Consider the following 12154-nt stretch of genomic DNA (forward strand, 5'->3'; position numbering starts at 1 on the left):
GTAGTCGTCAGGAGATCGTATGTCGTTCGTGCTCATCGACACGCCACGGCCGCACGTCGCGTTGGTGACACTCAACCGCCCGGAGCGGATGAACGCGATGGCCTTCGACGTGATGATTCCGCTGCGTGAGGCGTTGGAGGCGGTGAGCGCCGATAACGATATTCGGGTCGTGGTGCTGACGGGTGCGGGGCCGGGCTTCTGCTCCGGCGCGGACCTCCAGGGGGCCGGGCGGGTGCCGAATATCGAGGGTCTGACCACCACCAGCGTGGCCCGCCGGTCGATGGATCTGCTCAACGACGTGATGACTACGCTGCGGCGGATGCACCAGCCGGTGATCGGGGCGATCAACGGCGCGGCCATCGGCGGCGGCTTCTGTCTGAGTGTGGCCACCGACATCCGCATCGCGGGCGAGGATGCCTACTTTCGCGCCGCGGGCATCAATAACGGCCTCACCTCGACGGAACTGGGCATGAGCTTCCTGCTGCCGCGTGCCATCGGCTCCTCCCGCGCCTTCGAAATCATGCTCTCCGGCCGCGATGTCGACGCGGCGGAGGCCGAGCGGATCGGCCTGGTCTCCCGGACCGTACCCACCGCAAAGCTTTTGGAGACCTGCTTCGACCTCGCCGAACGGATCATCAGCTTCAGCCGTGTCGGCACCGAACTCACCAAACGCATGCTGTGGAGCGGACTGGAGGCAAATAGCTTCGAATCCCATATGCAGCACGAAGGTTTGGCCCAACTCTACGTCCGCCTCACCACCGACAATTTCGATGAAGCCATCCGCGCCCGCAGGGACCGCCGCCCACCGCACTACGAGCACTGACGGCACCGTCCACGACGCGGCCGATCGGATGGGTGTATGCGCCGCGCGCCGGTCAGCACTCCAAGAGCGCGAGGCATTCCACGTGATGGGTCGCCGGGAAGGCGTCGAAGGCGCGTAGGTCGGTGAGGCAATATCCGGCCGCCTGATACAGTCCCAGATCGCGGGCGAAAGCGGCTGGGTCGCAACCGATATGGATGATACGGGCGGGGCCTGCTTCACTCAGCGCGTTGACGATCTCCTTGCCCGCGCCCGCGCGCGGTGGATCCAGCACGACCACCTCCGGCGCGGGACCGGAAGCATGGTCGGCGATCCAGCGCTCGACCCGGTCTGCGCGCAGGTCCAACCACGGTAGGTCGTGCAGCGCCGCGTGGCCGTCGGCGACCGCGGAGCGCGCCGATTCCACCGCCAGTACGGATCCGGTCGGCCCGACCTGCTCGGCCAATCGCGCGGCGAACACCCCGACACCGCTGTACAGGTCCCAGACGATGTCGCCGGATCCGAGCGCCGCCCACTCCGCAACCAGATCCGAATAGCACTGTGCCGCACCGCGATGCGCCTGCCAGAACCCGGTCGCCGACAGCTCCCAGCGCCGACCTGCCACCTCCTCGACGGTCCGGCCGCTCCCGGCGATCACCCATTCGTCGCGCACCGCGTGGGTGGCGGCCCGCCGCGTGGCCGCCTCGCGCCGATCGTCGACGCCGCTGTCCACGCCCGATTCGTCGAGATCATCGCGCGGACCCTCAGCGCTGTCGCGGTGGTCTCGCGGCCCGTTCGCGTCGCGTGGGTGCCGCCCGCCGGGTCGTCCGTCGCCGCGGCGCGGCGCCGCGCCGCGCCCACCCCCGGGACCGTCGGCACGTCCCCTGCCGCGTCGCGCACCGCCTCGCCCATGGGTGACAACCGGCGGTGCGAGTTCGACGATGTGGCGCACCCCGTCCCCGTCCACCGCGACCACCAGGTCCGCGCCGGGCGTCCACAGCCGGTCGGCGATGCCATCCATCGCCCCCGGAACCGGTTGCGGGCAGCGCAGATCCGTGACCACCTCGGTGCTGCGGTAGCCGTGCACCCCGGCCCGGCCCTGCGCGTCGACGACCAACCGCACCCGGGTGCGCCAGCCGCCCGTCTCCTCGGCGGGATAGCCCGCGATGGGTTCCACCACGATCTCGCGCTCGATCCCCGCGATCCTGCGCAATTGTTCGGCGACCACCGACGCCTTCAGCGCCCGTTGCGCCGCGGCGGTGGCGTAGGAGAAGTCGCAACACCCCGCGCCACCGGGCCCGGACACCGGGCAGGTCGCGGGAATCCGGTCCGGCGAGGCTTCCAGGATCTCGATGGCCTCGGCCCGGCAGAACGAGCCGCCACGGTCCTCGGTAATCCTGGCCAGCACCAGTTCACCGGGGAGCCCGTGCCGGACGAAGACCACCCGGCCCTCATGCCTGCCGACGCAGAAGCCGCCGTGTCCGGGCGGACCCAGCCGGATCTCGAATGTCATTCCGCGCCAGGAACTCACACCCGATCCTCATAACCGCGCCGCACCGCACCCGGTGCGTTGATGTCACCGGGCTGCCTGGCCCGGGTCGAGGAGCTCAGCTGCCACGGCACGCTGGTCACCATCACACCCGGCTCGAACAGCAATCTGCCCTTCAGCCGCAGCGCGCTCTGGTTGTGCAGGACCTGCTCCCACCAGTGACCGACCACATATTCCGGGATGAATACGGTCACCACGTCGCGCGGGGCATCGCGACGCACGCGCTTGACGTAATCCAGTACCGGCTTGGTGATTTCGCGATAGGGCGATTCGATCACCTTGAGCGGCACCGCGATATCGCTGCGCTCCCATTCGCGCACCAGGCCCCTGGTATCGGCCTCGTCGACGTTCACCGTGATCGCTTCCAGGGTGTCCGGGCGGGTGGCGCGGGCGTAGGCCAGTGCGCGCCGGGTCGGCAGGTGCAGCTTGGACACCAGCACGATGGAGTGCGAACGGCTGGGCAGCACACCGTCCCAGTCGCTTTCGTCGAGTTCCCGGGAGACCGAGTCGTAGTGCTTGCGAATCATCTTCATCACCGCGAAGATCGCCACCATCGTCAGGATGGCGATCCAGGCGCCCGCGAAGAACTTCGTGATCAGCACGATGACCAGCACGGCGCCGGTGGCCGTCAGGCCGATCGCGTTGATTACTCGGGACCGCTTCATCCGGTTGCGCTGCGCCGGATCGGTCTCGGTACGCAACAGGCGGGTCCAGTGCCGCAGCATGCCCGTCTGACTCAGCACGAACGACACGAAGACGCCGACGATGTAGAGCTGGATCAGCTTGGTCACCTCGGCGCTGAAGAACACCACGAACGCGACGGCCGCACCCGAGAGGAACAGAATGCCGTTGCTGAAGGCCAGCCGGTCGCCACGGGTGTGCAGCTGCCGCGGCAGGTAGCGGTCCTGCGCCAGAATCGATCCCAGCACGGGGAATCCGTTGAACGCGGTATTCGCGGCGAGCACCAGGATCAGCGCGGTCACCGTGGTAATGAAGAAGAAGCCGATCGGGAACCCGTGGAACACCGTCTCGGCGAGCTGCGCGATGAGCGTCTTCTGCTGGTAGCCGTCGGGCGCACCGACCAGGTCGGAGGTGTTGTGCGCGTACACAACCCCGATCTTCTGAGCCAGGATGATGATGCCCATCAGCAGCACGATCGCGATGGAGCCGAGCATGAGCAGGGTGGTGGCGGCGTTGCGCGACTTGGGCTTACGGAAGGCGGGCACACCGTTGCTGATCGCCTCGACACCGGTGAGCGCGGCACAGCCGGAGGAGAAGGACCGCGCGATCAGGAAGGCGAAGGCCAGTCCGTAGAGGTGCTCTTCCTCTGCATTCAGTTGGAAACCCGCCGATTCGGCCTGCAGGTCGTCGCCGAGGACGAACAGGCGGAACAGACCCCAGCCGAGCATGGCGAACATGCCGAAGATGAAGGCGTAGGTCGGAATCGCGAACGCCGTACCCGACTCTCGGACGCCGCGCAGGTTGATCGCGGTCAGCACCGCGATCGCCACCACCGCGAACAGCACCTTGTGCGTGGCGACGAACGGGATCGCCGATCCGATATTGGACGCGGCGGAGGAAATCGACACCGCGACGGTGAGCACGTAGTCGACCAGCAGCGCGCTGCCGACGGTCAGGCCCGCGGTCGGCCCCAAGTTGGTGGTAGCAACCTCGTAGTCACCGCCACCGGAGGGATAGGCGTGCACATTCTGGCGGTAGCTGGCCACCACGACGGCCATCACGAAGGCGACCGCGAGGCCGACCCACGGTGCGTACAGGTAAGCCGAAACACCAGCGATGGAGAGTACGAGGAAGATTTCCTCCGGTGCGTACGCGACCGACGACATGGCGTCGGAGGCGAATACCGGAAGCGCGATTCGCTTCGGCAGCAAGGTATGACCCAACGAATCACTTCGGAAGGGCCTGCCCAGCAGCATCCGCTTGGCTGCCGTCGTCAACTTGGACACTGGAGCGAGCATAGATCCCCCCAGGGTGGAGCGCCCGCCCGGTCCGGCCCCTGGCGCGCCACAACCAGGTTTGCCCGCTGCGCCGAGGGGGAAAATGGGCCTTGGACGCCATCGGCGGGTACGGTTCTGCCGAGAGACAAGCAGACCGAACGCCACGGTTCCAGGAACGAGGTTGCACCGTGTACGTAGTGATCATGGGGTGCGGACGTGTCGGCTCATCGCTGGCCCGCGCACTGGTCCGGGTCGGTCACGACGTCACGGTGATCGATCGTGATCCGAGCGCCTTCCTGCGGCTCGGCGAGGGATTCCCGGGTGAGCAGGTGGTCGGCGTCGGATTCGACCGGGATGTGCTGACACGGGCCGGAATCGAACGCGCCGACGCCTTCGCCGCGGTCTCCTCCGGCGACAACTCCAACATCATCTCCGCGCGGGTGGCGCGCGAAACCTTCGGGGTGGAGCGCGTGGTCGCCCGCATCTACGACGCCAAACGAGCCGCGGTGTACGAGCGCCTCGGCATCCCCAGCATCGCCACCGTGCCGTGGACCACCGACCGATTCCTGCGCACCCTGATCGGCGATATCAGCACCACCACCTGGCGTGATCCCACCGGCACGGTCGCGGTGACCCAACTGAACCTGCACGAGGACTGGTACGGGCGCACCGTGCGCGATCTGGAGCGGTCGGTGGGCGCCCGGGTGGCGTTCATCATCCGCTTCGGACAGGGCCTGCTGCCCGACAGCAAAACCATCGTCCAGGCCGACGACATCGTGTACGTGGCCGCGACCTCCGGCAGCGTCGGCGAGGCCGTCGCGCTGGCCGGCAAGCCCCCCGTGAGCGAGGACTGATCATGAAGGTGGCCATCGCCGGAGCCGGCGCCGTCGGCCGATCGATTGCCCGTGAGCTACTACGCGCCGGGCATCGGGTGATGCTGCTCGAGCGTCAGCTCGATCACATCGACCCCACCGCGATCCCGGATGCCATCTGGATGCACGCGGACGCCTGCGAGCTGGCGCTGCTCGAGGATGCGGGGTTGGAGACCTACGAGGTCGTCATCGCCGCGACCGGCGACGATAAGGTGAACCTGGTGCACAGCCTGCTCGCCAAGACCGAATTCGGGGTGCGCCGGGTCGTCGCGCGGGTGAACGATCCGCGCAACGAATGGCTCTTCGACGGTTCCTGGGGTGTGGACGTCGCCGTATCGACACCGCGGCTGCTCGCCTCCCTCGTCGAGGAGGCGGTGTCGGTCGGCGACCTGGTGCGGCTGATGACGCTGCGTCAGGGGCAGGCGAATCTGGTCGAGATCACCCTGCCCGGCGATACCGCGCTGGCCGGTAAGCCGGTACGCACCCTCACCCTGCCACGCGACGCGGTCCTGGTGACGATCCTGCGCGGCGGCCGGGTGATCGTGCCGCAGCCCGACGACCCCTTCGAGGGCGACGACGAGCTGCTGTTCGTGACCTCATCCGAGGCCGAGGAAGATCTGCGGGTGGCGCTGGCCCACCACGGCATCAAGCCCTAACTCCCCGATAGGGCCTCCGCCGCGGGCCCCAGGTCACGACGCCACCTTCAGTTCCGACCGCAGCTTGTTCAGCGCGCGGTGCTGCATCACCCGGACCACGCCCGGGCTGGTGCCGATGGCCTCGGCGGTCTGCGCGGCGCTCCAGCCGAGCACGATCCGCATCACGAGGACCTCGCGGTGCGCGGGAGCCAGGATCTTCATCAATTCGCGGGTGACATCGCGCCGTTCGGAAGCCAGCGCCCATTCCTCGGGTCCCGCCGCGATCGACGGCTCGTCCGGGAGATCCGCCATCGGGTAGGTCGGGTGCATCTGCGAACGACGGAAGGCGTCGGCGATCTTGTTGGCCGCGATGCCGTAGACGAAGGCCAGGAAGGACTTGCCCTGATCCCGGTAGCGCGGAACCGCGTTCACGGTGGCGATCAGGATCTCCTGCACCACATCGTCGGCGGTGACGTGCAGATGTGCCGTACTGCCGAGGCGCGCGGCGCAGTAGCGGCGAACCAGGGGATGCACGATCCGCACGATCTCGGCGACGGATTCCTTGTCGCCCGCCGCGGCGGGGCCGATCAGCTTATCCAGTTCGACACCGATCCGCTTGCTCTCCGAGAGGGCCGGGTTGGGATGCGCGTGGGACTTCGTTGCCGCAATCTTGTGCTCGGTAGCCAACTTCCGAGTCCTTTCCAGTCGATCGTTGCGTTTCTCGTGTCGACAACGATCGTCTGATGAACTCGGGCCACCAGCCAGGTACCCCAGGGTGGGTAAGGCCCCACCTGGGCGGTGGGGTGGGCTCACCCTTGCGGCTATCCAGACAATTTCCAAAGGCCATTGCGGCGCTGCCCGATCCGCGTCGGGCGCTGGTCAGGCGGCGGCGGTACGGCGCACCGGCAGGTGCCCGGCCCGGCGCACCGCCCAGACGGTGACGGCGAGTGCGACCGCGGTCAGCGGCCAGCCCATCGCGATGCGCGCGAAGGCGAGCCAGCCGGTGTGGTCGGTGTCGTAGAGGGAGGACTGAACCAGGTATCGAGCACCGAATACCAGCACCCAGGTGGAGGTCGCGAGGTCGTAGAGGCGGATCAGGCGGCGATCGGTGCGCCACTCGGTGCCGTGCCCGTTCAGATACCCCCAGATCACACCGACCAGCGGCCAGCGCGCCAGGATCGAAACCAGGAATACGCCCGCGTACACCAGGCTGGTGTAGATGCCGAACAGGAAGAACCCCTTGGCCTCACCCATCCGGTAGGCGATGAAGGCGCAGATGCCGACACCGAGGAAGCCGGAAATGGCGGGCTGCACGGGACTGCGCCGGACCAGGCGCCAGACGAGGATAGCTCCGGCGACGCCGAGCGCCGACCAGATGGCCGCGGCGAGGCCGGCAAGGGTGTTCACGGGGACGAAGACGAGCACCGGCAGGGTGGAGTAGATCAGGCCACTGAAACCGCCCAGCTGCTCCAGCAGGGTCTGTTCCGCGGCCTCCTCGCGCTCGGCTTCGGAGATGTCGAGGTCGGTGGGCTCGGAAGTCGGAAACGCACGGGGCTCGGTGTCCGCAGGGCCGCGCACTCCGGTATCGGTCGGCGTGCCCAGCTCGGCGCCGTTGTCGTTGCTCGATGGCATACGTGTCAGCTGTTCCCGCGCAATTCGTAGTAGGGGTTGTAGATCACCTTACGGCCGTCGCGATCACCGACACGGCCACGGACCAGGATGCGCCTGCCCGGTTCGATACCGGGGATGCGGCGACGTCCGATCCACACCAGGGTGATGGCGTCGGTGCCATCGAAGAACTCTGCCTGCACACTAGCGCCCGCGGCCTTGGGGCACGCTTCGACACTACGTAGTCGGCCGAGCATGGTGGCTTCGTCACCGCGACGACACTCGGACGCGCGACACGCTCCTGATGCCTCGGCGGTCTCGGCCAGCTCCTCGGCATCCAGCTGATCGATATCCTCGGTCAGCCTGCGGCCCAGTCGGCGAAAATATCCTGAGGCAGCGGATGGCATTGCACGCACTCCTGCTAACGCAAATGGCGTGGGTCGCACACCATCGTAGATTCCAACGAACGACCGGCGGTTGGCCGTATACCGCCACTGTAGATGCAGCGGGACTGCCCCGCTACGCTCGACCCGATGTTCGACTCCCCACACCCGGTGGTGCAAGATCGCCGATCTACGGGCTTGGATTTGCCCGAATCCGCCCGGTTGAAACCTCTTCGGCCAACCCGAGTTGCCGTGGCATTGCCAGGCACCGGGTCGGACGCCGACTTCGCCCGGCGCGCCTTCGAACCCGCCTGCGCTGCCTGCGACCTCGAATTCATCGCGGTGGAGCCGAATCCGCGCGGAGTGGTTGCCAGCTATCGTGCGGCGCTGGACGCCGCGGCTGAACGCGGGCCGGTGCTCGCCGCCGGGATCTCGCTGGGCGCGGCGGTCGCACTGGAGTGGGCGGCCGACCACCCGGATGCGGTGGCGGGTGTCATAGCCGCACTGCCTGCGTGGACCGGACCGGACACCGCCGAATGCCCCGCCGCACGCAGCGCCGCGTTCACCGCCGAACAACTGCGTGCCGACGGGCTGGCGGCCGTCACCGAACGGATGCGCGCGGGCAGTCCGTCGTGGCTGGCCGCCGCGCTCACCCAATCGTGGCGGTCGCAGTGGCCGGATCTGCCCGCGGCGCTCGAGGAGGCCGCCGCCTACAAGTGGCCGGAGACCGAACGGCTACGCGCGCTCACGATTCCGGTCGCGATCGTCGCCGCCGTCGACGACCCGGTCCACCCGCTGGCGGTGGCCGAGGAATGGGCGCGGCTCATCCCCGATGCCGTGCTGCTGCGCATCACCCTCGACGAATTGGGCGCCGACCCAGCCGTGCTCGGGCGGGCCGGACTTGCCGCCTTCGACTGAACGAGCGAAAGGCGCCGAACATGACGTCCGGCGCCTCATGCCCGAGTGCGGATCAGCTCAGGCCGAGCTGCTGCATGGCCGAGCCATCGGCGCCACGCCGCGGCTCCTGCGGCATCCGGGGCGGCACCACGCTGCCGCCGGGTTGGGCGACCGGAGCCTGTGCCTGGGCGGCTTGCTGCTGCTGGGCGTCGACCTGCGCCTGATGCGCGGCGGCCAGCTGTTCGGCCAGTTCCTGGGGCAGCACAACCGGTAGCGGGTCGCGCACCGGCAACGGATCGGTACCGCGCCGGATCACGGTCTCGCTCAGGATCGCACGCGCCGCCGTCACCAGCGGGGTGCCGTCATTCGCCGCGCCGGACGGTCCCGCCGCGACCAGACGCACCATCCAGCGGTAGCCGTCCACGCCGATGAAACGCAGGTCCGCGCCCTCGGTGATGGCAAGTAGCTCCCGACCCCACGGTCCGGACTCCACCGCGACCCGGGCGCCGTCATTGCGCAGCGATTCGGCGAGATCGGACGCGACCGTCCGCCACTGCCCCGGCGATTTGGGCGCCGCGTAGGCCGCGACGGTGAGCCTGCCGTGCTCGGTGGCCAGGTGCACCGCCTGCGGGGTGCCGTCGGGTGTCATCTCCACCTGGAGCTGGCCGCCGGGCGGCACCGGCAGGATCACCGAGCCGAGATCGAGCCGCTGATCGGCGACGGTGTTGAGCAGTTCGACGACCTCATCGAAGTCGTACGGGCCGGTCTTCCCGGCATCCGCGGCGGCGAGAGCCTCGGGCGTCACCACCGGGATGTCGGCGGTGTCGGCTTCGTCGTCGTAGCCCGGCTCGTCGTATTCGGCGTCGTAGTCGACGTTGTCGAATTCGACATCGCCGTATCCGGCATCGTCGTATTCGTCGTCGTAGGAGTCGGATTCGCGGTAGGCGTCCGACCGCTTCTTTTTCTTCCCGAACATCTCCGCCTCACCCCTTCTCGGCAGCGTCGGCCAGGCTCGCGTGGCCGCCGCTCGACCCGTAACCACCCGCTCCCCGCGTCGTCTCGTCGAGGTGCTCGACCTCGACGAAATCCACCAGCTCCACCCGCTGCACCAGCAACTGCGCGATCCGGTCGCCCCGGCGCAGCTCGATGGGCGTGCGCGGATCGTGATTGATCAGACACACCTTGATCTCGCCCCGGTACCCGGCATCGACGGTGCCCGGCGTATTCACCACCGACAAACCGGTTTTCGCGGCCAGTCCGGATCGGGGATGGATCAGACCGACGGTGCCGACGGGAAGCGCGACAGCGACGCCGGTGCCGACCAGCACCCGCTCCCCCGGTTCCAGGATGACGTCCTCCGTCGTGCACAGGTCCACGCCCGCGTCGCCGTGATGGGCGCGCGTGGGCACGGGGACGCCGGGATCCAGCCGCAGCAAAGGTATGGGTGAAAGTTCCCTCACGTTTGACGAGCCTACGCGTCGCCCGCGTGAGCTCGTGACTTAGTGTTGAGTCGTGTCGGACCAGCCCAACCACTCCGTGACGGACAACGAAATGCGAGCTCCCCAGCCGTACCGCGAGCGTCTCTGGGTGCCGCTGTGGTGGTGGCCGGTCGCGATCGCGATCGCCGGGTTGCTGGCCGCCGAAATCCACATGGGCGCACCGGGAATCCGTGCGTGGCTGCCCTACGTGCTGCTGTTCCCGGTGCCGGTATGGGTGCTGCTGTGGCTGAGTCGCCACCGGGTGGAGGTGACCGGTGACGCGGCCGGAACGCCGGAGCTGCGCGCCGATCGGGCGCACCTGCCGGTGAACTTCGTCTCCCGCGCGGCCGTGGTCGCGCCCACGGCGAAAAGCGCGGCGATGGGCCGCCAACTCGACCCGGCCGCGTATGTGCAACACCGCCCCTGGATCGGGCCGATGGTATTGCTCGTCCTGGATGACCCGGACGATCCGACACCGTACTGGCTGATCAGTACCCGGCGCCCGGAAAAGGTCCTAGCCGCGCTCGGGCTGCCGAGCGCGGACTGACAGAAGGCGCTCGGCCGAACCCGGGCTGAGATCCGGCCGCCGCGATATTCCGATCTCCCGGGGAGATCAGGCGGCGCAATCCATGCAGATCAGCTGACCGCCGGCCTCGCTGGCCAGCCGGCTCCGATGATGGACCAGGAAACAGCTGGAACAGGTGAACTCGTCGGCCTGCTTCGGGATGACCCGAACCGTCAGTACTTCCTCGGACAGGTCCGCGCCGGGAAGCTCGAACGACTCCGCGGTATCGGATTCGTCGATATCCACGACGGCGGACTGTGCCTCGTTGCGACGAGCCTTCAGCTCCTCCAGCGAATCTTCCGACACATCGTCGGTTTCTGTGCGCCTCGGTGCGTCATAGTCGGTTGCCATGTCGTCTTCCCCTCGTCCTTACTCCGTATATCCCGGACCGGCTCGCGCCACGCCGATTCCTTCCGGAATCGAGGTGCCCCGCACCGCCCCGCCGGTGGTGCACATCACACGTGCACCGGTCACCTATCAGGGCGGATCGTGTAGATCCACTCCGGATAGCGCTCGGTAAACGCAGGACATGCCCTACTTGTTCCCGCGACCGACCACCGATTTCGCCGCTGGTGATTCGATCTGGGCCGCCAGACAATAGCGGACCGCGAGGCAAAAGTCGCAATCAAAACACAGACGATTCGAAACTGAGGGGTAATCGACACCAACCGGGGAACTCGCCGAGACCTTGCGCACTGTGCCCGAGACATTTTCGTAGAGTGTGTTGGTGGTTTCACTGATCACCGAAGGCAGCGCAACGGATCCGCAGGGACGGCCCTTCATCCGGCGGCGCCCGCGGCCCTGGCTCATCATGCTCGGCGTTATGGCGCTGATCTGCACCATTGTGTGGATCAAGGCCCTGACGACGCAGGACGACGACACCACCGCGATGGCCTGCAACTCACCGAGTCCGGCCACCGACCGCGGCGCGGCACAGCCCCCAGCGCTGGGACAGCGGGTCGGGGCGTCACGTCTTCAGGACGTGGAACCCGCCCCGCTCGCCAACAGCAAGGTGCGCGTACTGAACGCGAACAACCAGCGTGGGCAGGCCGCCCACATCGCCTCGCAGCTCGGCGATCTCGGATTCGCGAGTGCGCCCGGAACGCAGTACGGCAACGATTCGATATACGTCAATGGCGACCTGGAATGCACGGGCCAGATTCGATTCGGGGTGAGCGGCCGCGCGGCCGCCGCCTCGGCGCAGTTGGTGGCGCCGTGCGCCGAGCTGATCGAGGATCAGCGCGGCGACGACTCCGTCGATCTGGTACTCGGCTCGCTGTTCCGCGAGCTGCGGCCGAGCAATGACGCCGAAGAGGTGCTGCGGTCGCTGAAGAACCCCGCACCGGGCGGCGGATCCATTGATCTCGATCTGCTCGACGCCGCCCGCACGGCACGCTGCTGAGCAACCCC

14 protein-coding genes are annotated in these 12154 nt (G+C 67.9%); 6 read left to right on the top strand and 8 right to left on the bottom strand.

Annotated features, from left to right (window positions below; genetic code table 11):
• Nucleotides 1–19: 19 nt before the first annotated feature.
• Nucleotides 20–823, top strand: coding sequence for an enoyl-CoA hydratase (locus AB0H61_RS03665; RefSeq protein WP_357298755.1), 804 nt, complete (start codon nucleotides 20–22; stop codon nucleotides 821–823).
• 52 nt (nucleotides 824–875) lie between these two features.
• Here AB0H61_RS03665 and AB0H61_RS03670 read toward each other — a convergent pair whose 3' ends face one another.
• Together AB0H61_RS03670 and AB0H61_RS03675 are read right to left on the bottom strand one after the other, a co-directional pair.
• A complete protein-coding gene (locus AB0H61_RS03670) occupies nucleotides 876–2330 on the bottom strand; it encodes a TRAM domain-containing protein (protein ID WP_357298758.1) in 1455 nt (484 codons plus the stop codon).
• Nucleotides 2327–4315 (bottom strand): APC family permease, encoded by a 1989-nt coding sequence (locus AB0H61_RS03675; RefSeq protein ID WP_357298761.1) that lies wholly within the window; start codon nucleotides 4313–4315, stop codon nucleotides 2327–2329. The genes AB0H61_RS03670 and AB0H61_RS03675 overlap by 4 nt, the downstream gene beginning before the upstream one ends.
• Nucleotides 4316–4494: 179 nt before the next feature.
• On the opposite strand from AB0H61_RS03675, the gene AB0H61_RS03680 reads away from it, so the two are divergent.
• Both AB0H61_RS03680 and AB0H61_RS03685 read left to right on the top strand, forming a co-directional pair.
• On the top strand, nucleotides 4495–5160 hold the full coding sequence (locus AB0H61_RS03680; protein ID WP_357298764.1) for a TrkA family potassium uptake protein: 666 nt from the start codon (nucleotides 4495–4497) through the stop codon (nucleotides 5158–5160).
• A 2-nt stretch (nucleotides 5161–5162) separates the two neighbouring features.
• Nucleotides 5163–5834 carry a TrkA family potassium uptake protein gene (locus tag AB0H61_RS03685; RefSeq protein ID WP_357298766.1) on the top strand — a complete coding sequence of 224 codons (672 nt, stop codon included), beginning with the start codon at nucleotides 5163–5165 and terminating at the stop codon, nucleotides 5832–5834.
• Nucleotides 5835–5867: 33 nt separating this feature from the next.
• On the opposite strand, the gene AB0H61_RS03690 is transcribed toward AB0H61_RS03685, so the two are convergent.
• From AB0H61_RS03690 to AB0H61_RS03700, 3 genes are all read right to left on the bottom strand, one after another.
• Nucleotides 5868–6500 carry a sigma-70 family RNA polymerase sigma factor gene (locus AB0H61_RS03690; RefSeq protein WP_357298768.1) on the bottom strand — a complete coding sequence of 211 codons (633 nt, stop codon included), beginning with the start codon at nucleotides 6498–6500 and terminating at the stop codon, nucleotides 5868–5870.
• A gap of 192 nt (nucleotides 6501–6692) precedes the next feature.
• Nucleotides 6693–7445, bottom strand: coding sequence for a DUF3159 domain-containing protein (locus tag AB0H61_RS03695; RefSeq protein WP_357298770.1), 753 nt, complete (start codon nucleotides 7443–7445; stop codon nucleotides 6693–6695).
• A gap of 5 nt (nucleotides 7446–7450) precedes the next feature.
• Nucleotides 7451–7828, bottom strand: coding sequence for an OB-fold nucleic acid binding domain-containing protein (locus AB0H61_RS03700; RefSeq protein WP_196147417.1), 378 nt, complete (start codon nucleotides 7826–7828; stop codon nucleotides 7451–7453).
• Nucleotides 7829–8056: 228 nt separating this feature from the next.
• Between AB0H61_RS03700 and AB0H61_RS03705 the strand changes: the two genes are divergently transcribed.
• Complete coding sequence (locus AB0H61_RS03705) at nucleotides 8057–8722, top strand: alpha/beta hydrolase (protein WP_357298773.1); 666 nt, start codon at nucleotides 8057–8059, stop codon at nucleotides 8720–8722.
• A 52-nt stretch (nucleotides 8723–8774) separates the two neighbouring features.
• Here AB0H61_RS03705 and AB0H61_RS03710 read toward each other — a convergent pair whose 3' ends face one another.
• Nucleotides 8775–9677 (bottom strand): DUF3710 domain-containing protein, encoded by a 903-nt coding sequence (locus tag AB0H61_RS03710; protein WP_357298776.1) that lies wholly within the window; start codon nucleotides 9675–9677, stop codon nucleotides 8775–8777.
• 7 nt (nucleotides 9678–9684) lie between these two features.
• A complete protein-coding gene (gene dut, locus AB0H61_RS03715) occupies nucleotides 9685–10161 on the bottom strand; it encodes a dUTP diphosphatase (RefSeq protein WP_357298777.1) in 477 nt (158 codons plus the stop codon).
• Between the two features lie 91 nt (nucleotides 10162–10252).
• Between dut and AB0H61_RS03720 the strand changes: the two genes are divergently transcribed.
• Nucleotides 10253–10726: a DUF3093 domain-containing protein gene (locus AB0H61_RS03720; RefSeq protein WP_357299839.1), complete on the top strand. Its 474-nt coding sequence runs from the start codon at nucleotides 10253–10255 to the stop codon at nucleotides 10724–10726.
• Between the two features lie 66 nt (nucleotides 10727–10792).
• On the opposite strand, the gene AB0H61_RS03725 is transcribed toward AB0H61_RS03720, so the two are convergent.
• Nucleotides 10793–11095, bottom strand: coding sequence for a DUF4193 domain-containing protein (locus tag AB0H61_RS03725; protein ID WP_357298780.1), 303 nt, complete (start codon nucleotides 11093–11095; stop codon nucleotides 10793–10795).
• Nucleotides 11096–11471: 376 nt separating this feature from the next.
• On the opposite strand from AB0H61_RS03725, the gene cei reads away from it, so the two are divergent.
• The gene (gene cei, locus AB0H61_RS03730; protein WP_357298783.1) at nucleotides 11472–12146 is read left to right on the top strand and encodes an envelope integrity protein Cei; all 675 of its coding nucleotides are present in this window, start codon (nucleotides 11472–11474) and stop codon (nucleotides 12144–12146) included.
• Nucleotides 12147–12154 lie beyond the last annotated feature (8 nt).

It is taken from the genome of Nocardia sp. NPDC050710 (assembly GCF_040654375.1).
Classification (GTDB): domain Bacteria; phylum Actinomycetota; class Actinomycetes; order Mycobacteriales; family Mycobacteriaceae; genus Nocardia.